The organism is Collinsella sp. HCP28S3_G2 (genome assembly GCF_052065125.1).
Lineage (GTDB): Bacteria > Actinomycetota > Coriobacteriia > Coriobacteriales > Coriobacteriaceae > Collinsella.
Map to the genome: position 1 here is coordinate 35,973 of NZ_JBQHUO010000007.1, position 23,327 is coordinate 59,299.

The 23,327-nt window shown below is 60.0% G+C and carries 19 protein-coding genes; all 19 read right to left on the bottom strand.

The genetic code is table 11. The annotated features are described in order from the left end of the window. Nucleotide 1: 1 nt before the first annotated feature. Nucleotides 2-1,363 carry a M50 family metallopeptidase gene (locus ACTNB2_RS05495; protein WP_441041575.1) on the bottom strand — a complete coding sequence of 454 codons (1,362 nt, stop codon included), beginning with the start codon at nucleotides 1,361-1,363 and terminating at the stop codon, nucleotides 2-4. A 24-nt stretch (nucleotides 1,364-1,387) separates the two neighbouring features. Continuing rightward, on the bottom strand, nucleotides 1,388-2,575 hold the full coding sequence (gene dxr, locus ACTNB2_RS05500) for a 1-deoxy-D-xylulose-5-phosphate reductoisomerase (protein ID WP_441041577.1): 1,188 nt from the start codon (nucleotides 2,573-2,575) through the stop codon (nucleotides 1,388-1,390). Then, the gene (locus ACTNB2_RS05505; protein ID WP_441041579.1) at nucleotides 2,575-3,474 is read right to left on the bottom strand and encodes a phosphatidate cytidylyltransferase; all 900 of its coding nucleotides are present in this window, start codon (nucleotides 3,472-3,474) and stop codon (nucleotides 2,575-2,577) included. The genes dxr and ACTNB2_RS05505 overlap by 1 nt, the downstream gene beginning before the upstream one ends. Nucleotides 3,475-3,476: 2 nt before the next feature. Then, the gene (locus ACTNB2_RS05510) at nucleotides 3,477-4,271 is read right to left on the bottom strand and encodes an isoprenyl transferase (RefSeq protein ID WP_441041581.1); all 795 of its coding nucleotides are present in this window, start codon (nucleotides 4,269-4,271) and stop codon (nucleotides 3,477-3,479) included. A gap of 1 nt (nucleotide 4,272) precedes the next feature. Continuing rightward, a complete protein-coding gene (gene frr, locus ACTNB2_RS05515) occupies nucleotides 4,273-4,809 on the bottom strand; it encodes a ribosome recycling factor (RefSeq protein ID WP_006236112.1) in 537 nt (178 codons plus the stop codon). A gap of 2 nt (nucleotides 4,810-4,811) precedes the next feature. After that, nucleotides 4,812-5,534, bottom strand: coding sequence for a UMP kinase (gene pyrH / locus ACTNB2_RS05520; protein WP_154516255.1), 723 nt, complete (start codon nucleotides 5,532-5,534; stop codon nucleotides 4,812-4,814). A 117-nt stretch (nucleotides 5,535-5,651) separates the two neighbouring features. Continuing rightward, entirely contained in the window at nucleotides 5,652-6,521 is an 870-nt protein-coding gene (tsf, locus tag ACTNB2_RS05525; RefSeq protein WP_022094736.1) for a translation elongation factor Ts, read from the bottom strand. A 45-nt stretch (nucleotides 6,522-6,566) separates the two neighbouring features. Further along, a complete protein-coding gene (gene rpsB / locus ACTNB2_RS05530) occupies nucleotides 6,567-7,295 on the bottom strand; it encodes a 30S ribosomal protein S2 (RefSeq protein WP_055285135.1) in 729 nt (242 codons plus the stop codon). A gap of 230 nt (nucleotides 7,296-7,525) precedes the next feature. After that, nucleotides 7,526-8,479: a tyrosine recombinase gene (locus tag ACTNB2_RS05535; protein WP_441041640.1), complete on the bottom strand. Its 954-nt coding sequence runs from the start codon at nucleotides 8,477-8,479 to the stop codon at nucleotides 7,526-7,528. Continuing rightward, complete coding sequence (gene trmFO / locus ACTNB2_RS05540) at nucleotides 8,443-9,780, bottom strand: methylenetetrahydrofolate--tRNA-(uracil(54)-C(5))-methyltransferase (FADH(2)-oxidizing) TrmFO (protein WP_441041583.1); 1,338 nt, start codon at nucleotides 9,778-9,780, stop codon at nucleotides 8,443-8,445. Before trmFO ends, ACTNB2_RS05535 begins: the two co-directional genes overlap by 37 nt. A gap of 14 nt (nucleotides 9,781-9,794) precedes the next feature. Further along, nucleotides 9,795-10,727 (bottom strand): DNA-processing protein DprA, encoded by a 933-nt coding sequence (locus ACTNB2_RS05545; protein WP_441041584.1) that lies wholly within the window; start codon nucleotides 10,725-10,727, stop codon nucleotides 9,795-9,797. Beyond that, nucleotides 10,727-12,250: a YifB family Mg chelatase-like AAA ATPase gene (locus ACTNB2_RS05550; RefSeq protein WP_154516248.1), complete on the bottom strand. Its 1,524-nt coding sequence runs from the start codon at nucleotides 12,248-12,250 to the stop codon at nucleotides 10,727-10,729. Before ACTNB2_RS05550 ends, ACTNB2_RS05545 begins: the two co-directional genes overlap by 1 nt. Beyond that, a complete protein-coding gene (locus tag ACTNB2_RS05555) occupies nucleotides 12,250-12,735 on the bottom strand; it encodes a YraN family protein (protein ID WP_154516246.1) in 486 nt (161 codons plus the stop codon). The genes ACTNB2_RS05550 and ACTNB2_RS05555 overlap by 1 nt, the downstream gene beginning before the upstream one ends. 188 nt (nucleotides 12,736-12,923) lie before the next feature. After that, on the bottom strand, nucleotides 12,924-13,712 hold the full coding sequence (locus tag ACTNB2_RS05560) for a ribonuclease HII (protein ID WP_441041587.1): 789 nt from the start codon (nucleotides 13,710-13,712) through the stop codon (nucleotides 12,924-12,926). 93 nt (nucleotides 13,713-13,805) lie between these two features. Next, nucleotides 13,806-14,147 carry a 50S ribosomal protein L19 gene (gene rplS / locus ACTNB2_RS05565; protein WP_117583231.1) on the bottom strand — a complete coding sequence of 114 codons (342 nt, stop codon included), beginning with the start codon at nucleotides 14,145-14,147 and terminating at the stop codon, nucleotides 13,806-13,808. A gap of 148 nt (nucleotides 14,148-14,295) precedes the next feature. Continuing rightward, a complete protein-coding gene (locus ACTNB2_RS05570) occupies nucleotides 14,296-17,055 on the bottom strand; it encodes a hypothetical protein (protein ID WP_441041589.1) in 2,760 nt (919 codons plus the stop codon). A gap of 172 nt (nucleotides 17,056-17,227) precedes the next feature. Then, the gene (gene ppdK, locus ACTNB2_RS05575; RefSeq protein ID WP_370450592.1) at nucleotides 17,228-19,978 is read right to left on the bottom strand and encodes a pyruvate, phosphate dikinase; all 2,751 of its coding nucleotides are present in this window, start codon (nucleotides 19,976-19,978) and stop codon (nucleotides 17,228-17,230) included. 341 nt (nucleotides 19,979-20,319) lie between these two features. Beyond that, the gene (locus tag ACTNB2_RS05580) at nucleotides 20,320-21,195 is read right to left on the bottom strand and encodes a pyruvate, water dikinase regulatory protein (RefSeq protein ID WP_154516238.1); all 876 of its coding nucleotides are present in this window, start codon (nucleotides 21,193-21,195) and stop codon (nucleotides 20,320-20,322) included. 34 nt (nucleotides 21,196-21,229) lie between these two features. Further along, nucleotides 21,230-23,326 carry a glycine--tRNA ligase subunit beta gene (gene glyS, locus ACTNB2_RS05585; protein ID WP_427726887.1) on the bottom strand — a complete coding sequence of 699 codons (2,097 nt, stop codon included), beginning with the start codon at nucleotides 23,324-23,326 and terminating at the stop codon, nucleotides 21,230-21,232. Nucleotide 23,327 lies beyond the last annotated feature (1 nt).

Consider the following 23,327-nt stretch of genomic DNA (forward strand, 5'->3'; position numbering starts at 1 on the left):
ACTACAGAATAAATCGAAGGATGTCGGAACGAAGCATATAGACAAACAGCAGCGCAAAGAGCGCGATGCCCACATAGCTCACAATCGTCTGGACCTTGAGCGGAAGCTCGCGGCCCGCAATCTTTTGAATGATCTCGATGACCAACTTGCCGCCATCGAGTGGCGGGATGGGCAGCAGGTTCATAAAGCCAAGCGAGAACGAAATGAGGGCGGCAAACGAAAGGAACGTGGCAGGGCCGGCAGCAGCAGCTTGCGAGGACATAACGCTAATACCCACGATCGAAGAGGACTGATCGAGAATCTCCATCGTATGCTGAGGCTGGAGCAGGCGCATCACGCCCTTCGCTGTCTGCACGACATAGGAGAACGACAGGCGAGCCGACGTGATGGGGTCTAAACGGACCACCTGCGTAGAGACATACACACCTAGGCGTTCGTCCTCTTTGAGCGCAACCGTGGTCGAATGCTTCTTGCCGTCACGCTCGTACTCAATGGCTATATCGTCCTTACCGGCAGCCTTGCCAATGGCATCGTAAACGTCCATCCAGGTAGAGCACGATACTCCGTCGACCGAAAGAATCGCGTCGCCATCCTCGATTCCCGCCGCGGAGGCAATCGAGCCTTCATCAACCTGGCCGATCACATTGGTGTCCACCGGCACCGTGACACCCGCGATGGAATAGATGCTCATAAGGAGCAAAAAGCCCGTCAGGATATTGACGATAATGCCCGCAAGCAGCATAAAGGCACGCTTGACAAAGCCCTGACCCAAATAGGTGTGCGAGCGCTCGCGTGCAAGGAATTCGGCCTCGCCGCACGGCAGTTCCCATACATCGCCCTCGGCAGTCGCGTGCTCGCGATCGAACCGACGGCCGTCAAAGGTGGTATAACCCGCCGCATCACGCGGCAGGGTCTGGTACTTGGTGGGATAGTAACCAGGCGAAGGCCTTTCTCCTTCTTCATACCAAGGAGCTATGGAGCCCCAACCCAGCAGCAAAGCACAGGCCTCGAGCACATCCACCTCGGACAGCTCAAGCTCGACGGCAAGATCGGCCACCGTCACACGGCCGTGGCGATAGATGGCGGCAAGCACGCGATCGGCATACGAGACATCGGTCGGATCCATGCCACAGATGGCAGCATACCCACCCAGCAACAGCGGGGTCACGCCAAACTTGGTGCCGATCCGACGAGACGTATGGTGGATATCAAAGCGACACGGCAGGCCCAAAAAGAACTCAGTCACCCGGACGCCGCAGGCACGCGCCGCCAAAAAGTGGCCGCCCTCGTGCAAAAACACGAGGACGGAAAGCATCAGCAGGCCCCAAAAGACCGATGAGAGAACGCTCAGAACAGTTTCCATAAAACGAAAAGCAATCCTTATGGGTTAAAAACGGGTTGTGACGAGCACTTGCGCGGCCTTTTCACGCGCCCACGCATCGATACCGCGAAGCTGTTCAAACGAATCGACCGTCTGCGCATCATGCGCATCCATACAGGATTCCACAATGCGATCGATATCGGTAAAACTGCAGCCATCATGCAGGAAGGCATCGACGGCGAACTCGTTGGCGGCATTGAGCACGCACGGCATGGTGCCGCCCGTCTTGCCCGCACGCTCGGCCAGCGCCAGGCAGCGGAACGTATCCATGTCAGCCGCATCAAAGGTAAGCTGACCCAACTCGCGGAAATCGATGCGCGGAGCCGGAGTATCCCAGCGCTCGGGATACGAGAAGGCAAACTGGATGGGAATGCGCATGTCAGATGCCCCGAGATGCGCCATCACGGAGCCGTCGGCAAACTCGACCATCGAATGGATCTTTGACTGACGCTGAACGACCACGTTGATAAAGTCGAGGTCGCAACCGAACAGGTGCATCGCCTCGATACGCTCCAGGCCCTTGTTCATGAGGGTAGCGGAATCAATCGTGATCTTGGCACCCATAGCCCACGTAGGGTGCGCCAGGGCATCGGCGCGCGTCACACGGTCGAGTTCCTCGCGCGAACGGCCAAAGAACGGACCGCCCGAGCAGGTAAGCCAAATACAATGGGCCTCGCGCGGATTCTCACCCAGATAGCATTGGTAAATTGCAGAGTGCTCGGAATCGACCGGGATAAGCTGACCGGGCTGAGCCAACGGCATCAGCAGGTCACCGCCAACAACGAGCGACTCCTTATTGGCAAGGGCAAGACGCTTATTCGAGATCAAGGCCGCATGGCTTGCCTCGAGACCAGCCGCGCCAACAATAGCGACAAGCACGCAGTCAACATCGTCGCGACGCGCGAGCTCGCAAACCGCTTGCGCACCTACGCCGAGCTCCGTTCCCTCGGGCAACTCCTGCAGCACGGCGTCATCGCCATGAGCGACATCGGCCACGGCAACCGCCGGAACCGAGAACTCGCGGGCAGCGGCAACGAGCTCAGTGGTACTGGAATTAACGGAAAGCGCCGTCACCTGCAGACGATCGGCATGCTGACGGCAAACATCGAGCGCCTGAGTGCCGATAGAGCCCGTACAGCCCAGGATGGCAACACGGAGACGTCCATCGGAGCCATAGGTCGTCTGGAAGGACATTACAGCACGCCTCCGATCATCAGCATCAGCTGCGCGGTGATGCAGCCGAAGATAAGCGAATCGCTACGATCGAGCATGCCGCCGTGGCCCGGGATAAGGTTACCGGAATCCTTGACGCCCACACCGCGCTTGATGCGCGACTCGATAAGGTCGCCGATAACGCCCAGGATGGACACAACCACGCCACAAAGCAGCGCATAGGGCAAGCTCAGCTTATAGAGATGCGTCACCCACAAAATGAGCCAGATGAGAACCGAGCCCAAGATGCCACCAACAAACCCCTCCCAGCTCTTTTTGGGAGAGATCTTGGGAACCATCTTGTGTTTGCCGATACGGCTGCCTACGATGTAGGCAAACGAATCGGAGACCCAAAGGGACGCGCAAACACCCACTGAAAGCAGGGCGCCGGCAAAACCGGGCACGGCATCGCGCAGCAGCACAATAGCCGACAGCATAAAGCCTGTGTAGATAGGACCCATGAGCGTCACGGCCACATCAGAGATGCGGGTACGCGGCGACCAAACATACCAAATGCCCACCGCGAGCATCAGTGCAAAAAGCAGGGCGTTCAGCAAAAGCGAATCGCCAAGCGCCGATAACGGAAAGAGCACGGCGGCAATAATGCCCAGATGCTCGTTGGCGACCTTGCCGTCGAGCCTCGTCATACGGAAAAACTCAAAGCAGCAAAGCCCGCTCATGACAGAGACAAAAATGGCGGTGGGCACGATACCCAAAACCAGGCACAGGATAAAGACGACAGCGTAGACGATACCGGCGGCGGCACGGGTAATAAAGCCCGCAAGCCACGAACCGGTGCCGCCCTTCGCTGCAGGCGCTCCCGGAGCGGCAGCTTTGCGCGCAGGCGTCTTGGGAGCAGATGCCTTGGGACGATCGGACACGATTAAGCCTCCTCGGTCTTGCTCAGTCCACCAAACCTACGGTCACGGCCCTGATAGGCCAAAATGGCGTCGACAAGGCCCCAACGATCAAAGTCAGGCCAATAGGTATCGGTGACATAGAACTCGGAATAAGCCACCTGCCACAGCAGATAGTTCGAAAGGCGAAGCTCACCAGAGGTGCGAATGACCAGCTCGGGATCGGGAAGACCGGCGGTGTACAGGTGCGAAGCAACCATATCATCGTCGATAGCAGCAGGGTCGATCTTGCCGGCGGCAGCATCGAGCGCAAGCTGACGGGCGGCACGGGTAATCTCGGCACGGGCGCCGTAGTTGACGGCAAGCGCCAGCGTCATACCGGTGTGATCGGCGCACTCGGCAAGACCGCATTCAAAAACGTCGCGGGTCTTCTTGGGCAGCGCGGAAATATCACCCAAAAAGACAACACGCACGTTTTCGCGCTTCAGAAGCGGCAGCTCATCGATAAACGTCTTGGCAAACAGATGCATCAAGACGTTAACCTCATGCTGCGGGCGGTTCCAGTTTTCGGTTGAAAACGCATAGGCGGAAAGCACGTCGACGCCCAGACGCACGCAGGCGGTAATGATCTCACGAAGGGAGACGATACCCGCCTTGTGGCCCTCGGTACGGGCAAGACCTCGTGCCGTAGCCCAGCGACCGTTACCGTCCATGATGCACGAGATATGGCGCGGAATGTTATTGAGGTCAAGGTCGGAAAAACCGACGCCCGCAGGGGCGTCGGCAAAGTACTCGACCAGTTTGTTCTCGTCGTATTGCACCTTAGATCTCCATGACCTCGGCTTCTTTTTCCTTCAGAAGCTCCTCGACCTTGGCGACATACTCGTCGGTATGCTTCTGCACCTTGGCCTGTTCGCGACGGACATCGTCCTCGGTGAGCTCCTCATCGCGTTCGAGCTTGTTGTTAAAGTCGCGACGAATGTTACGGATAGACACCTTGGCCTGCTCGGCGTACTCGCGGCACTCCTTGACGAGCTCGCGACGGCGCTCCTCGGTGGGAGCCGGGAACGGAAGGCGAACAACGGTGCCATCGGAGTTGGGGGTAATACCCAAATCGGAAGCGCCGATGGCCTTGACGATGGCGTTGATAAGCGCCTTATCCCACGGCTCGATGAGCAGCATGTGGGCCTCGGGGGTCTTTACGGCGGCAACCTGCGTGACCGGCGTGGGAACACCGTAATAATCGACGGTGATGTCGGACAGAATGTTAGCGTTGGCTCGGCCGGTACGGACCTTGGAGAAGTTATGCTTGAGGGACTCGAGCGACTTGTCCATGTGGGCGGTGATGTTCTCTGCCATGCTTAATCCTCCTGATAGACGAGCGTGCCGACGGGCTCACCCGAAAGCGCGCGCTTGACGTTGTCCTCGCCATCTATGTTGAGGACCAAAATGGGCATACGGTTATCCTGGCACAGGGCCGTAGCCGTGGAATCCATAACCTGCAGGCCGCGGACGAGCACCTCGTGATAGGTGATCTTGTCAAAGCGGACGGCATCGGCGCACTTGACGGGATCCTTGTCGTAGATACCGTCGACCTTGGTGGCCTTAATCAGAATCTCCGCACCGATCTCGCAGGCGCGAAGGGCCGCGGCGGTGTCAGTCGTAAAGTACGGATTGCCCGAGCCGGCCGCGAAGATAACGACATTGCCCTTGGAGAGGTGATTGATGGCGCGACGACGAATATAGGGCTCGCAAATCTCGTTCATCTGGATGGCACTCATAACGCGGCAAGGAACATCGTTATGCTCGAAGGCATCCTGCAGGGCGAGCGCGTTCATAACGGTTGCAAGCATGCCCATGTAATCGGCCTGAGCACGCTCCATACCGCCGGCAGCTCCAGCCATGCCGCGAAAAATATTGCCGCCGCCGACAACGATGCCGACCTCATGGCCAACGGCGAGCAGCTCCTTGACCTGCTTGGCAAGATGGTCGGTAATCTTGGGGTCGATGCCATAGTGGCCATCGCCCATCAGTGCTTCGCCGGAAAGCTTCAGAAGCACACGTTTATATCGGATGTCGGACAAAGCGATCCTCCTTTAATTAGACTCTCAATATGATATCAAAGGCTCTGCTTAGAGCCATGAAAAAGCAGGCTGTGAGTAAAACCCACAGCCTGCTCATTACCAGCTACAAGAGCTTATTTACTCGCCACGGACCAGACGGTCGAAGGCAACGACGGTAATGGTATCGCCGAGCTCCTTGGAGACCTGCTCAGCGTACTTCTTGATGGTGAGGGAGCTGTCCTTGATGAACTCCTGCTCGGTGAGCACGGACTGCTTGTAGAACTTCTCCAGGCGGCCAACAGCCATCTTCTCCTGGATGGCCTCGGGCTTGCCGGACTCGGCAGCCTGAGCCATGTAAATCTGCTTCTCATGCTCGACGGTCTCGGCCGGAACCTGATCGCGGGTAGCGCAGATCGGAGCGACAGCGGCAACCTGAAGGGCAACGTCGTGGGCAAAGGTCTTGAAGGACTCAGCCTGAGCGGTCTCAGCCTTCTCGAAAGCAAACTCGACGAGGACGCCGATCTTACCACCCATGTGGATGTAAGAAGCAAGAGCGCCGTTCTCGGCCTTGCGGGCGGCGAAGCGGGAGATCTTCATGTTCTCGCCCATGATGTGAATCATCTCGGTGAGCTCGGAGGAAACGGTCTCCTCGCCCATCGGCTTCTCGAGCAGAGCGTCGACATCGGCCGGCTCGGTGGTGGCGACAACCTCGGCGACCTTGGAAGCAAAGCCGGTGAACTTGGCGTTGGAGCCGACGAAGTCGGTCTCGCAGGAGAGCTCGAGCAGAGCGCCGGTCTTGCCATCCTCGGAGACGAACGCGGCGACAGCGCCCTCGTTGGTCTCGCGGCCAGCCTTCTTGGCAGCCTTAGCGAGGCCGTTCTTACGCAGAACGTCAACAGCGGCGTCCATGTCACCGTCAGCCTCGACGAGAGCCTTCTTGCACTCCATCATCGGGGAGTCGGTCATCTCGCGGAGCTGCTTGACCATAGCGGCGGTAATCTGGGCCATTGTGGTTCCTTTCAAAGAGATGAAAAAGACTTAATTAGGACTGATTTACTCGGCCTTGGGCTCAGCGGCCATCTCGGCCTCGGAGACCTGCTCCTTGCCGGAGCCAGCGAGGCAAGCGTCGGCCATGAGCTCGCACATAAGGGTGACAGCGGAGATGGCGTCATCGTTGCAGGGGATGCCGTACTCGACCTCGTCGGGATCGGAGTTGGTATCGATCAGAGCGACGACGGGGATGTTCAGGCGCTGGGCCTCCTTGATGGCGTTCTCCTCGCGCTTAGTATCGATGACGAAGAGAGCCTGGGGCAGACCCTTCATGTCGCGGGCGCCACCGAGGTTGGTCTGGAGCTTAGCGAGCTCCTTACCCAGAACAGCCTGCTCCTTCTTGGGCAGCACTGCCATGCGGCCGTCCTCGACCATGGCCTCGAGCTCCTCCATGCGGTTGATGCGGGAGCGGATGGTGACGAAGTTGGTCAGCATGCCGCCGAGCCAACGCTGGTTGATGTAAGGCATGTTGGCGCGCTCAGCGGCGTTCTTGACGGCCTCCTGAGCCTGCTTCTTGGTGCCGACGAACAGCACGTTGCCACCCTTGGCAACGTTCTTGACGAAGGTGTAAGCCTGGTCGGCGTCAAGAATGGTCTGCTTGAGGTCGAGGATGTAGATGCCGTTGCGCTCACCGAAGATGAACGGCTTCATCTTGGGGTTCCAGCGACGGGTCTGGTGACCGAAGTGGCAGCCGGCCTCGAGCAGGGTGCGGATATTAATCTTGGTAGCCATGTTAAACCTCCTGTGGTTTGCCTCCGCGCGGGGTCATCCTCCAAAACCAACCCGGACATGTGCTACCAAAGCCCGGGCACCACGGTATGAAGTAGCCGCGCGTGCGTGATAAAAACCTGTTGCCGTGAAGCAACCCGATGAATGATAGCAGGATTACATCTTTCTGCCAACCCGAAATCAAAACCACACACACGGACGCGCGATCGATTGGATAGAACCCCTCTCCTGCCTTATTCGCCGCGCGGAAGAGCTTGGGTAACGGCGCGTTTGAGCCGATCGGGCGTGAGATGCGTATAAATCTGCGTGGTGGACAGGCTTGCATGCCCCAGCAACTCCTGGACAGAGCGCAAGTCCGCTCCGCCCTCGAGCAAATCGGTCGCAAAAGTATGGCGCATCGCATGCGGGGCGATATCGGAAGGAATGCCCGCAAGCGTCGCCAACATATGAAACCGTCGCCTAAGCATGGCGGCGCTCATACGGTTGCCGCGTGCCGAGATAAACAGCGGATGCACACCGTTCGTACCGTCGCCACGCTTTGCGTGAGCAAGAAGCTCCGGTCTTCCTTCCTCAATATAGCGGCGGGTCGCATCGAGAGCACGCCGATACAGGGGCACGATACGCTCTTTGCTCCCCTTACCCCAAAGCCGCAGCGTTCGCTCGGACCAAGCAATGGACTCAACATTGAGTGCCGCAAGCTCAGAGATGCGAGCCCCAGATGCATAGAGCAATTCGAGCATCGCCGCATCGCGCAGTCCCGCAGGCGTTGAAACGTCTGGCGATGCAAGCAGTGCCTTAACCTGCTGGGTGGTCAGCACCCCGGGCAAATAGCGTGGAAGCTTGGGCGAGGCAATCGCAGAGACAGCGTCTCCATCGATAAGACCCTCGGCAGCCATCCATCGATAGAACGAACGAATGGCAGACAGGTGCGCCGCAATCGTCCTGGGCGCCACCTGCTCGCGCGACAGCTCCGCCAGATACATGCGAACGGTACGTACGTCCGCCGTGCGTGCATCGATATCCCCACGCTCGCACCAAGCGGCAAAACGCTCCAGACGAGAGCCGTAAGCGATAACAGTGTTAGAAGAAAGCCCCTCGACGCGTGCAATATAGGCTATGAACGAGTCGACGGTATCGTACAGGTCAAAGGCTATGGCCGGTCGCCCCCAAACAGGTCGGAGCGCGATTCCAGATAGGAATCCAGGGCCTTAAGGGCGCGATCCGCATAGGCCTGATAGCGATCACGTTTGCTGCGGCGTTTACCGTCCTCGAGGGGAGGCACCAGGCCAAAATTAACATGCATGGGCTGATATCCGACCGTAGCAGGATCGGTCGCATAGCCCACGAGCGCGCCAAGGGCGCCCACGCGCGGCAGCTCGACAGGAGCAACCTCGATAGCCTCGGCATAGGTATTGAGCGCAGCGAGGAGACCCGTCGCGACCGCTTCCATGTAACCCTCCGTACCGGTAATCTGGCCGGCAAGGCGCACGCCCGTGCCGGGCACGGCGAAGGTCCCATCGAGCACATGGGGAGCATCGACAAAGGTATTGCGATGCATGACGCCATAGCGGAAAAACTCGGCATTCTCCAGACCGGGAACCATATGAAAAACGCGCTTCTGCTCGCCGAAGGTCAGGTTGGTCTGGAAACCCACCAGGTTATAGGCGGTCTTCTCCTTGTTCTCGGCGCGCAGCTGAATCGCCGCCCAGGGACGGCGACCGGTGCGCGGGTCGGTGAGCCCGACGGGCTTCATAGCGCCAAAGCGGATGGCATCCTTGCCCGTACGCGCAACCTCCTCGGCTGGCTGACAGGCCTGGAAGAGGTCCCCGCCCTCAAAGTCCTTGAGCACCACGCGATCGGCCGTGGTAAGCGCCTCGATAAAGGCCTCGTACTCCTCCTTGTTGAGCGGGGCATTGAGATAGTCGCCACTCCCCTGCTCCTCGTAGCGCGACTGCGAAAACAGCACATCCATATCGAGCGTCGAGGCATCGACAATCGGGGCCGCGGCGTCAAAAAACGCCAGGGAATCACCACCGACGAGCTTCATGACCTCCCCGCTCAACGCCGGCGAGCACAAGGGACCCGCGGCGATAACCACATGGCCCTCGGGAATCTGGGTGACCTCGCCGTGAACGACCTCGATATTGGAGCGGGCGTCAACCTCGGCCTCGACGAGCTCGGAGAATTTAACACGGTCGACCGCCAAGGCGCCACCAGCGGGAACGGCAGCGCGATGAGCGCAGTCGAGCAGCACCGAACCCATACGCTCGAGTTCGGCCTTCAACAGGCCGGCGGCGGAATCGGGTCGGGTCGACTTAAACGAATTGGAGCAGACGAGCTCCGCCAAGTGATCGGTATGGTGGGCAGGAGAGGTCACCAGCGGCCGCATCTCGCACAGCTTTACGGCAAACCCGCGATCTGCCAGCTGAATCGCGCATTCCGATCCCGCCAGACCGCCACCGATAACCGTCACTTGATCAAACAGCATCTGCAAACACCTTTCTAATTGACACGCTTTCCATTGTGACCGAAGGGCGTCTGAGCGTGAAGCGCAAACTTTGAGGGCGCATACCTTCCATCCATCATGCGCTCGATGAGTCCCTCGAGCTCGAGTGAACCCAGGAGTTTGAGCACGCCGACGGCATCGAGGGAGACGAGCGCGGCAATGTCATCGACCTTGAGCGGCGAGGCGATGAGCGCGTGCATCACGGCCTGCTGCGTGGGGTCCAGATCGGCGATACCGGGCGCATCGGGACGCGAATAACGCAGGGTGCCGTATATTCGCGAGATAGCCATCTCAATAGACTCCTCGTCAACAATGCAGCAGGCCCCGTTGGCGATGAGGTAGTTGGTCCCACGCGACTCTGGTGACAAAATGGAGCCCGGTACCGCGAGCAGTTCGCGCCCCAGGTCCATGGCGGCCTCTGCTGTCGAGAACGTGCCCGAGGGCATGCCGGCCTCCGACACGAACAGCGCCTGCGAAAGCGCGGCAATCACCCGGTTACGCCGCGGAAAGGCAAACTTGCGTGGCCCCATACCCCAAGGCGAGATGGACACGACCGCGCCGCCCGTATCGATCGTGCGCGCGATGAGCCCTGCACTCGAGCGCGGGTAAACCACGTCGGCGCCCGTACCCAACACCACGACGTGCCTGCCACCAGCGTTGACCGCGGCCCAACCCGAGGCCTGGTCGCAGCCGACCGCACCGCCCGAGACCACCGTCACCCCCGCCTCGACCGCAACTTTCGCGGCCAGCTCTGCCACGGCAAGGCCGTACGGCGAGGCCTTGCGAGCGCCGATGATGGAGAGCGAGGGCGTCGACAGTGCGGCGGGGTCGCCACGCACATAAAGCGTCTGGGGTACATCGGAGAGCTCCAAAACGGTAGCTGGATACAACGCATCACCGGGATGCAGCTCAAAAGTCTCCTCGGGCATTACTGGTCCCTCCTCCCCTGGTACATCGCCGCCTCGAGCACGTGGTCTTGGGTTACCCGCTCACTTTCGGCAACATCGGCAATCGTGCGCGCGATACGCACCAAGCGCACGATGCCGCGACCGGTAAGATGCGTGCGCCTCGACAGGCCGAGCACGCACTTTTCCGCCGCCCCATCGAGCGCAAAGGTCGAAACGACGCCGTCGATGGAACGTGACTCATCGTCCTCGGCCTCGGCATCTGCATCGTCCATACGGGACTCGCGCCAGGCGCGAAATGCCCGACCCCGCACAACATAGTCACGCAGTTCAGCTGACGACATACCCTCGGCGCCCTCGATAATTACCTGCGGGTCGGGTCGGGTCACGTCAATCATAAGGTCAATACGATCGGCCAAGGGACCACGTAGCTTAGACCGATAGCGCTCAACCATCGAAGCCGAGCAGCGGCACGGTACCTCGCGATCGCCCAAAAAGCCGCAGGGACAGGGATTGCTCGCGGCAAGCAGCTGGAACCTCGAGGGAAACGTGAAAGCCCCATCGACGCGTACGATCTTGACGTAGCCGCGCTCTATGGGCTGACGGAGTGTCTGCAGCACGCTGTTGGGAAACTCGGCAAGCTCGTCTAAAAAGAGCACGCCGCCGTGCGCTAGGCTAATCTCGCCCGGGTGCACCGGCCGTCCGCCGCCAATAAGGCCCGCAGTCGAAATGCTGTGGTGGGGGCTACGGAACGGCCGGTGTCCCGCCAGCAAACCATCGATGTTCTCGCCCAAGACCGAATGGATGCACAGCGCCTCTTGCTGATCCTCGAGAGAAAGCTCGGGCAAGATACCCGTCATGCGGCGTGCGAGCATGGTCTTGCCCGAACCAGGCGAGCCAATCATAAGCAGGCCGAGCTCCCCCGCCGCCGCGAGCGCAATGCCGCGCTTGGCAACCTCCTGCCCCAGCACATCGGCATAATCAAGTTCTGGCTCAAACGACGCCTCGACACCCTCGGAATCCAGATAATGCCGAGCCGCCTCGCCCATACCGCGGGCGAGCTGAGACAGATGGTCGATAAAGCCACAGTCCACACCGGCAAGCGGCACATGTTGATCCGACCTTCCCGCAATAAAGGACAGGCCCATATCACGCGCCAACAACTGAAACGCAACCTCGCCTTTTACGGGCAGCACGCTACCATCCAGCCCGAGCTCACCGGCAATAAGGCAATGGTCTAGATGGTCGCGGGGAATCTGCCCATCGGCCGCCAGTACCGCGATGGCAATCGGCAGGTCAAAACCACTGCCCGTTTTACGGATGTCGCCCGGAGCCAAGTTGACGGTAATGCCCGCCCGTGGAATCTCAAATCCCGCCGAGCGCATTGCGCAGCGTATGCGGCCACGCGACTCCATCACCTCCATACTTGGAATGCCAAGCATTTGGATACCCGGAATACCGCCGGCAAGCGAGACCTCGACCGTGACGGGAATCGCCTCAACGCCACGAATACATGCAGCGTGGACGGCAAAGGTGTCAAACGCCATCACGATACCTGCCAATCGAATGCGTTGTATTGATGCTCAATCTCCGCAATATGACCGCCGCGGATAGTAACGCCCACCGCGTCGAAGCGAATCGCCTTAAGGGGATAGTGATCCATAAGGTAACAACTCGCGATACGGCGGTAGCGACGCTGCTTCTGGGCGTCCACCGCCTCCTCGGGAAAGACCCGCGTGTTGCAATCTAGGGCGACGCGCCTTGTCTTGATCTCAGCCATCACCACGACATCATCAAGTTCATCAAGCAGTACCAGATCGGCCTCGCCCTCGGGACACCGGTAGCCCTGTTCCAAGAGGGCATAACCGCGCTCGCGAAAGTAATCGATTGCAATAAGCTCGCCCAGCATGCCCAGTTCTCGAGGACTGAGGCCCTTAATGAACCCAGGCGTAATCGACGCGCAATCAATCTCCCCGCTCTCCCAAAGCTCTTTGAGCTGTTGCGTCTTGCTCTTTGCACTTGCGGCGCACATGGGGTCTCCTTTCCCGCGCACGATATTGACCCGATCATGGGGCCGCCTTTCTTGCGGGTAAGTACCAAAAGAAAACCAAAGTCCAACCAAAAACAAACAAAAAAGGGACCGCATGCAACAATTGCGTTGCATGCGGTCCCCACCAGCTGGTTTATAAAATCCCAGAAGTCCCTGTCTCCATATTTGCCTTAAAAAAGACGCTCCGTCTGCAAAAAATTTCCGCAGAAGCTCACACGATGCAACGGAGAAAGGCCATGTTTACGAATAGCCTCAATGTGCTCGGGGCTCGCATAGCCCTTTGACTCAGCAAGATGATATTCGGGATACTCGGCATCGTACTCGACCATCATCTCGTCACGCGTGACCTTGGCCATAATGGAAGCAGCGGCGATGCAGGCGATTTTGGCATCTCCCTTGACCACATCGCGCTCATTGGGAACGGCGCCCAAGGGGTTACCGTCCATAAGCACGCAATCGGGCTCGAGCCCCGTATCCGCCACGGCGCCCGCGACGGCAGCGCGGATGGCGCGGGCCATGCCCATCTCATCGATGTCCGCAGGCGCGATATGGCAAAAACCAATGGCCGTAGCCACCTCGGCAATCTGCACCGAGAGCAGCTCACGACGGGCAGGCGTGAGCTTTTTGGAATCGTTAATGCCCCAAACGCGCGGCTCCATGGGAAGGCAGACAGCGCAGACCGTCAACGGGCCGGCGACAGAGCCGCGCCCCACCTCGTCAACACCAACGACCACGCCATCGCCGCCGAGCTCATGCATCAGCTCGTACATGCCGTTGACGCGCTCGCGCTCGGAAAATTCCTTGGCATGGCGCTTAAGTGCGCGTTCGCAAGCCTTGATCACCTGCTGGCGCGGATCCTCGCGATAGTGCTCCACGAGGGCGGGAATCTCCTCGAACGTGGCACTCGCCAGCTCGCCGGCAACCTGCGATGCCGAAATCGAGCTCGTCATATTGGCCATACCAGGCCCTCCTTGCATGGAAATCAGATAAAAAGAAGGGCCACCCGAAGGTGGCCCTTGTGTCCAAACGAGTGGACAGACGCTGCGATCTTCTTAGCGCTTCTCGGGGATGCGAGCAGCCTTGCCCACCTTGTCGCGGAGGTAGTACAGCTTGGCGCGACGGACGCGACCATGACGGACGACCTCGAGCTTGGCGATCTTGGGGCTGTGAAGCGGGAAGGTACGCTCAACACCGACACCGAAGGAAATCTTGCGGACGGTGAAGGTCTCACGGGCACCGGCGCCGGCCATGCGGATGACGTCACCCTGGAAAACCTGGATGCGCTCGCGGTCGCCTTCCTTAATGCGGTAGTGAACCTTGACGTTGTCGGCGACGCGGACCTGCGGGATGTCCTCGCGGATCTGCTGACGCTCGATTGCGCGGATGTAATCCATGTGCAATTCCTTACTCTTCTAGAGGTGCCGTACCACCTTGGCCGGCACGTAGTTGAACAAACGTATTCGAGTATACACGCCACGACCTTGGCTGCAAGAACTATTTTGCCCGTAAGCAAAAAGACAAAAATACGCACTCTTTCTGCACTTATGCGCCGTCCGCAGCATCAGTCGTCGGCGTCGTCACGGTCGTTCCGGGCGCGATATAACCGTATTCGAGCAGCACCGAAAGCGCATGCTGCTTCCAGGTGGCAAGCTCTTCGTCATTATAGTTGTCATGAGCCCATTCGTTCATCGCATCCTCGGCGTCTTGGGGCACCAGGTCCTGGCTGTCTGCCATCAGGTACAGGATGCCTAAGATGTCGAAGTCCTGCTTGGTCATCTCTTCCTTGTTAGATGTGCCGATGAGGCCGTGATCGATACCGTAGCGGCAGATATCGGTCAAAACGGTAACGAGGCCCGTAGGAATCGGCGAGGCATCTTTTGCGGCAGCGGGCGCGGTGTCGTCAGTCACTGCAGTGGCATCGTCGCTCGCCGGAGCAGAGTCGGCCGCGTTCGCATCGGAAGCCGCCTGCTCTCCCTGGGCAGGAGCCGCGCTATCCGTCGTTGCCGAAGAATCCCCCGAAGAAACGGACGTAACGCTCACCGGTGTCTCGACCACGGTCGTCATCGGGTCGACCGGTGCGGGTGCGGCGATGACCTCGGCCCAATCGGAATACACGCCGTCAATAAAGGCGCGAACATGGAAGGTGCCCGGTTGCGAGATGGTCATCGTGCCGTCCGTCGCAACCGAAATGCCCTTGCTCTCGAGCTCCTGGGCCTCCCAGCTGCAGACCCTATCGACTTCCTTGCCCGTCGTGTCATAGACCGTAGCCGTTAGGCCGTCGATGCCGTTGAGATTCTCCTCGACTCCGACGACGGTCTGTGCCGAGCCCTCGAGTTTGATGCTGCCGTTAAACGACTCGGGCGCCACGTCGCTTACCTTATATTTGTAGGCCGCGGCGTCGATCTCGTCATTGGTCGAAACATGCCCGTTCACGTCCACATAGGTGTCCTCGGGGATAAAGTACTTTACGTAGGCGGTGCCGGCCTTTTTACCCACCACGACTTGCTCGTGGGTGACAGGGTCGGTCTGGATCTCGATGACGTCGGACTTGCATTTCTTGCCGTTTTTATCGACCACGCGCCAGTCGCCCGACGACTTCACAAAGCCGTAATAGTCAACATCGTCCTCGTCCCTTGCACGCACGCGATAGGAAGAGATGGGGTCTTCGTCTCCCACCGTAAGCCTTCGGGTCTTATCGGTCTGCAGCGATACGAGAATCTTGGAAATGGGCTTAATGGGCTGCGGCGTGCCCAACTGCGTATCGACCGTCACCGACTCGAACGACAGATTGGAACCCGTAATGGACATGGGGTAGGTGGCTGCCATGTCGTTGAGCACATTGCACGTGCGCGGGGCGCCGCCGTTGCGCGATGGCACCTCGCGATCGGCCAGGACAGAATTCCAATCGATGGCGCGCACCATGTGGTTGTTGGTGCGATACGACCAGCTCGTAACGTTTCCGGCGGTGGTATCGTAGCCGTCGTCGCCACGATGGGCGATTGAGCGCAGGAACAGGTTCTGCACGGCGTCGGTCGACTGATCGCCAAAGGTGGTGTAGAACGAGCGCTGGTCATAACCGGCGGTATGGAACTCCTGCACGGCGGCGTTGTCGTCGTAGCACTCGCCGTTCATGTTAAAGATAATCACGTCGAACGTCACGCCCACCGGCTGGTCATAGTCCTCGGACAGCGTCGTGGTAGAACTCGTCTGCTTGCTATTGACCTGCGTGTGCGCAGGGATCGTCATATCGACGGTGACCGACTGATTGACCGTTGTGGTGATCGACTGTTCCTCGGTCTTGCTCGCCTCCCACAACTGGGACATCGTGGCTTCGGCCGAAAACGAGGTCTCGATCTCCTCGCTCGCTGTTGCGGGCACGCCCAGCGACTCCTTGAGGCTCACCGATGCGCCCCACGAGCCGCCTTTGGAATACGATGTGGATTCAGAAGTGCTCGTGCCGACCGTCTCCTCGGTACCGCGGGCGAGCGTGATGCTCTGCGAGGCGTCCTCATAGCCGACGTTAAGAGCCGAGGTAACGAGCTCCTGCTCAGTCTTAGAATCGACAAAGGAATAGCCCGGCGCGTCCTCGGGCGCGCAGTTAAGCTTGTTCATGCTGTTGAGCTGCTGAACTCTAAAGTTATAGAACGCGATGCCAAAGCCATTGAAATCATACTGATAGGTGCCGCCGAGCTTGTCGACACAAGCAATGGTGGCATAGATGACGTCCTGCTCAGTCGTGTCTTTCGACAGTCCGTCGAGCGGCACGTTTTCACGGAAATCGGAGCCCTTCAGCTTGTGACCGATACAGCCGGCGATATCGTCGGTCAAGCGATCGTAGACAGCTTTGAGGCTTTTTGCCGATGTCAGACCACTCTGTTTCGATTTGTCGGCGCCGTCGGAATGCTCACCGTTGCCGCCCGAAAGCGCATCATACAGATAGATGTAGTGACCCTTACCGAAGTCCTTCTCAAAGCCCTTGCCGGCGTGGTCCCAGTACAAAAAGTCCCCGGAGTCGTCGCCTCCACCATAGCCAAGGATGTTATAGGCAAGCGATGCCCAGTTGGGCAGCACCTTTTTGACGGCGGCCGTGTAGAACGAGACGTTGTCGTACATCGAGGTACGGCCCTCGAGTTTGCCGTCATCGATATCAACAAACGTGCAGTCGCGATCGTTGACCGTAATGGTGAGCGGGTTGACCACGTCGCCATAAAGCTCGTCGCGCGATTCATCCTGAAGGGCAAAACCGGCCGTCGGCATCCCGCAAAGCGCCGTGACCGCAACGACCACCCAGCACAGGGTCATCTGTGCTCCCCGACGCGCTCGTTGCAAATACCTGGTGAGGTTTTTCATCGCAGTCCTCCCGTCAGTTGCCAATGTATTGAACCAATAGAATCAATATAAAACGCCGCCGCGTCCACAGGGAGCGCGGCGGCGCGAAGGGGGGCGTAAGAGGCGCAAATGGAACACGACTCAGTTAAGCGGAACGCTTGGCCTCGAGCTTGGCCTGAGCGGCCGCCAGACGCGCCAGGGGTACGCGATAGGGCGAGCAGGACACGTAGTCCACATCGGCCACGTTGAACAGGCCCTTGATGGACTTGGGGTCGCCGCCGTGCTCGCCGCACACGCCAAAGTGCATATCGGGGTTGGCGGCGCGACCCTTCTCGACGGCCATACGCACCAGCTCGAGCACCGCCGCGTCGATGGTCTCGAAGGGATTATCCTTCAGGATCTTCTTGTGCATGTACAGCGGGATGAACTTGGCCTCGGCGTCGTCGCGCGAGAAACCGAAGGTTGTCTGGGTGAGGTCGTTGGTGCCAAAGCAGAAGAAGTCGGCATGGTGGGCGATCTCGTCGGCGACCATGCAAGCGCGCGGCAGCTCGAGCATCGTGCCCACGGGAATATTGAGCTCGACGCCCTCCTCGGCGGATACCTCGGCGATCACGCGCTCGATGACCTCGCGGGTCTGGACATGCTCGGCTGTGATGGAAACGAGCGGGACCATAATCTCGGGGCGCGGGTCGACGCCCTCCTTGATAAGGCGGGCAGCAGCCGTGGCGACGGCGCGAACCTGCATGAGCGGCAGATCGCCAAAGACAACGGACAGGCGCACACCGCGCAAGCCGAGCATCGGGTTGGACTCAACCATGCCGTCGATTCGACGCAGGCGGGCACGCAGGGTGGCAAGCTCTTCCTCGCTGGCGCCGGCGGCTTCCTTCTTGGTGATGGCGACCTCGAGCTCGCGAGGATTATCCAGGAACTCATGCAGCGGCGGATCGAGCAGGCGAACGACCACATCGCGACCGGACATGGTCTTAAACATCGCCAGAAAGTCCTCGGTCTGAACCTTGAGCAGGTCGGCCAGGGCCTGCTGCTTCACGGCCTCGTCGTCGGACAGGATAAAGCTCTGGATAATGTTCTTGCGGTCGCCCAGGAACATGTGCTCGGTGCGGCACAGGCCGATGGCCTCGGCGCCAAACTCGAGTGCGAGCGCGGCATCCTCGGGGTTGTCGGCATTGACGCGCACGTGGTTGGCGTGACCGTCGGTCTCGTCCAGGCGAATCTCGTCTGCCCAGGACAGAATGGTGTCCAGGTCGCCGGTGAGCTCGGCGGAGACCAGATCGACGGCGCCATCGACGACGATACCCTGGGTGCCGTCGATGGAGATGATGTCGCCCTCGTGAAGCACACGGTCGCTGCCCTCGATGCGCACGACCTTCTCGGCGGCGTCAATATGGAAGCGCTCAACGCCGCAGACACAGGGCGTACCCATACCGCGGGCGATAACGGCGGCATGGCTCGTCTTGCCGCCGTGGCTGGTAAGGATGCCCTCGGCAGCGACCATGCCCTTCAAGTCGTCGGGGTTGGTCTCCCAGCGGACCAGAATGACCTTATGGCCCTCGTTGGCGCGCGCGACGGCATCGTCGCTCGAGAACACGACCTCGCCTACGGCGGCGCCGGGGCTGGCGTTAAGGCCGCAGGCCAGGGCCTCGTACTTCTTGGAGGAGTCGAACTGCGGATGCAGAAGCTGGTCGAGCTGCGCGGGATCGATGCGACTCACGGCCTCCTCGCGGGTGATGAGGCCCTCCTCGACCATCTCGATGGCGATGCGCAGCGCGGCGGTAGCGGTGCGCTTGCCCACGCGGGTCTGAAGCATCCAAAGTTTACCCTGCTCGATGGTGAATTCGATATCGCACATATCGCGGTAATGATCCTCGAGCGTCAGGAAAACGCGCTCGAGCTCCTCACCAGCAGACTCGAGGCCCGGGGTGGTCTTGAGGTCGGCGATGGGCTCAGTGTTGCGGATGCCGGCGACGACGTCCTCACCCTGGGCGTTAACCAAAAAGTCACCGTAGAACTCTTTGGTGCCATCGGCCGGATTGCGCGTAAAGGCGACGCCGGTCGCAGAGGTCTCGCCTTTGTTGCCAAAAGCCATGGCCTGGACGTTGACGGCGGTACCGAGCTCGTCGGAAATGCCATGCTGTTTGCGGTAGATGCAGGCGCGCTCGTTCATCCAGCTGCCAAAGACGGCCTGGATGGCAAGGCGCAGCTGGAGCTCCGGATCGTGCGGGAAGACGGGCTTGCCGTCGACAACCTCGAGCTCGGGATACAGGGCAGCCTCGACGTTCTCGGAGAAGATGCCCTTGAAGGTCTCGACGAGCTCCTGCAGGTCCTCGGCCGAAAGCTCGGAATCGACGCGAACGCCGGCGACCAAGCGAGCCTGGGTCAGGGCGTTCTCAAACAAGTCGGCATCGACACCCATAACGACGTTGGAGAACATCTGGATAAAGCGGCGGTAGCTATCCCAGGCAAAACGCGGGTTTTGCGTCTGGGTAATGAGGCCCAGAACGGAGTCGTCGTTAAGACCCAAGTTGAGGACCGTGTCCATCATGCCGGGCATGGAGAACGGAGCACCCGAGCGAACCGACACGAGCAGCGGGTCGGATGCGTCACCAAGCTTCTTGCCGCAGCGGGCCTCGAGATCGGCCTCGGCGGCAACGATCTCATCGAGTGCGCCTTCGGGCCACACGTTGCCGGCGCCGGAGTACTCGACACAGGTTTGGCAGGTAATGGTAAAGCCACCGGGAACAGGCAGGCCGATGCGGCTCATCTCGGCAAGATTTGCACCCTTGCCGCCAAGCACGAAGTTCATGGACTTGTCGCCCTCAGTGACACAGGTGCCCTGGGCGTCGGTTCCAAAACGGTAAACCCTCTTGCAATCGCTCACGATACTCCCCTTCCATGCGCTGTCGCGCACGACCGTGGTAACGAATCGACCCGCCGGATGCGAGCCGTGAGGGTACTATACGGCGGGTATTGGAAGTGCTTGCGTAGAGGGTGCGAGGTTTGGTAAACGTGGTAAAACTGACGGTAAACGGTAGATAAAGGTGGTTACCTTATGAAGATACCAGTGTACGAGACTTGCAGGTTAACTGAAAGAACTTTGCTAAATCGCTTTACCATAAGTAGCTAATTTGGGACGGGGCTTTTTTAGCTACCCCGTCGGCAATCGACCAAAAAGCTCGCGGCCTCAGCCGAGGTAGCTAAAAAAGCCCCGTCCCAAATTAGCTACTTTTGTTGAGCGCGGCGAGCGGCACGACGGGCTCGAGCTTCTTGGATTTCCTCCAAATGACCGATGATCTCGGATGCACTCTCCTCAATCGCCTTACCGTCGGTACGCACCACAAAGCAGCCTAGGCGCTTCATGAGGGCACGGGCTTCCTCAAGCTCGCTGCGCACACTCTCGGGCTCGGCATAGGAGCCGGCGACGGCGCGGGCGTAGTCATCGCCCAAGCGGCTGTCGCGAATCTCAGAAATTACGTCAACGGTCGAAATCAGGCCGAACAGGCGCATCGGGTCGACCTCGTAAATCGACTTCGGCGGCTCCATGCCGTGCGCCAGCGGAACGTTTGCGACCTTGTAACCCTGATAGGCCAAATACATCGACAGCGGCGTTTTGGACGTACGCGACACGCCCAGCAGCACGATATCGGCCCCCGAAAGGTCGTCGCAACCGCGCCCGTCATCGTGCTCAACGAAATACTCCATAGCCTCAATGCGGTGGAAATAGCGGTCATCCGTTTTATGAATAACGCCCGCAACGCCCTTGGGCGGCACACCGATGAGCGACGAGAGCACGGCAAGGGTCGGACCGATCAGGTCGACAGAGCGAATATGCAGCATACCCAGGTAATCGAGCACGCGGGCGCGAAGCGCCGGATCGACGATAGTGTGGAACACGGCGATATCACGATGGTCCGCATCGACGCGCGGGCCCACAAAGGACTTGACCTGCTCCACCGAGTTCACTTTGGGCAAGCGCAAGAGACGAAAAGCCCCTTCATCAAATTGCCCGGACGCCGCAAGCACCACCTCACAAGCGGTATCACCGAGCGAGTCGGAGATAACGATAACGGTGGGACGAGCGGTGACCGGGCAATCCATGCGGGGCTCCTTTTGCGCTTATGCGCAGGCTGGCTTACTTTTTGCGGGCAAGCTCACCGATGTTGGCGATGCCAGAGAAAACGGCCTCGAAGCGGTTGAGCAGCTTAAGGCGATTATCGCGGAGCTGCTCGTCCTTGTCCATGACCATAACCTCGTCGAAGAAGCGGTCGATGGGGGCACGCAGGGCGGCAAGGGCGGCAAATGCGGCCGGGTAATCCTCGGCAGCAAGGGCGCCATCGACAGCGGTCTGAGCAGCCTCGGAGGCATCGGCAAGCGCGAGCTCGGCCTCACCCATCAGGCTGCGATCGTACTCCATACCCAGCTCGGGCTTGGAGATGTGCGCGGCGCGGGCATAGGCAGTAGCCAGGTTGTCGAAGGTCTCGGCATCGTTCTTACGAGCCTCGTCGAGCGCGGCGCAGCGGGCGAAGAAGACGGACGGAGCGATGATGTGCACCGCGGAGACGGCGGCGACGGTATCCGCCGGAATCTTCTCGTCGCGGGCCATGCTCACCAGACGGCCGTGGAAGAAGTCACGGACCTGCTGGGCGACCTCGGCGGCGTCGAACTCGATGCCCTGCTCGCTATAGAGCTCAAGGGCAAAGTCGATGAGCGTCGTGGGGTCGATCGGCAGACGATCGCGCAGGATGTTGATAATGCCGATAGCGGCGCGACGCAGCGCGTACGGGTCGGAAGAGCCGGTCGGGGGCTCACCGATGGCAAAGATACCGGCAATGGTATCGAGCTTGTCGGCACAGGCCACGATGCAGCCAGCGGTGCCCTCGGGCAGCTCATCGCCGGCAAAGCGGGGACGATAGTGATCGCGGATGGCGTGGGCGACCTCGTCGTTCTCCCCCATCGCAGTTGCGTAATAGCCACCCATCACGCCCTGCTGGCTCGTAAACTCGACGACGGCGTTGGAAACCAGGTCGGCCTTGCACAGGTGCGCGGCGCGAGCGGCATCGGCAGCGAGGTGGGCGCCCAGATGGGCCTCGCGGGCAATAGCGAGCGCGAGCTGCTCAATGCGCTCGGACTTGGCGAGCACGCTGCCGAGCTTCTCCTGGAAGGCAACCTTGGCCAGACGCTCACGGAACTCGTCGAGGGAGATCTTCAGGTCCTCCTCGTAGAAGAACTTGGCATCGTCCAGACGGGCGCGCACGACGCGCTCGTTGCCGTCGATCACACGATCGGCATTCTCGGGCTTGCTGTTGGAGACGACCACGAACTCACGCGTGAGCTTGCCCTCGCCGTCATAGATCGGGAAGTAGCGCTGGTTGGTGAGCATGGACTCGCAGATGATCTCGTGCGGGACCTTGAGGAACTCCTCGTCGAAGGTACCGACGAGCACCGTCGGCCACTCGCAGAGGTTAATGACCTCCTCGAAGACCTTCTTGGGCGTATCGACATGGCAGCCAGGGCGAGCGGCCTCGACCTCGGCAATACCGGCAAGGATGGCCTCACGACGACGCTCGGCAGAGAGCACGCCGGCGTCCTCGAGCACCTGCTCGTAGACGGCAGGACTGGCGACAACATGGTCACCGGCGCCCAGCACGCGATGTCCGCGCGTGGTATTGCCGCTCGTCACATCGGCAAACGTCACGGGCACAACGTCCTCGCCCAGAAGGCAGCAGATCCAACGGACCGGACGCACAAACGTAGCGTGCTCGTGGCCCCAGCGCTGACTGCGGTAGTTGGGCCACTGCAGGCCTGCGATCGTCTTCTCGCACAGAGCCGTCAGAATAGGGGTAGCCGGCGCGGAGGGAATGTTCTTCTCGGCGAACACGTACTCGCGGCCGTCGGTGTCCTCGCGACGGATCAGGTCCTCGGCAGCCACACCGCACTTGCGGGCGAAGCCCTGAGCGGCCTTGGTGGCGTTGCCGTCGGCATCGAAGGCAATGTTTGCCGCAGGGCCGCGCTTGACCTCGTGGACCTCATCGGTCGCGGTGGCGACGTTGGTCACGAGCGCAGCCAGACGACGCGGGCTCGAAATCACGCGGACCTCGCCATGGGCCAGGCCGGCCTCGTCGAGGCCCTTGGCGATCATATCGCCAAGCTGCTTGACGGCATTGTTCAGCGGTGCGGAGGGCATTTCCTCCGTACCGATCTCAAACAGGAAATCCTTAGCGTCTGCCATG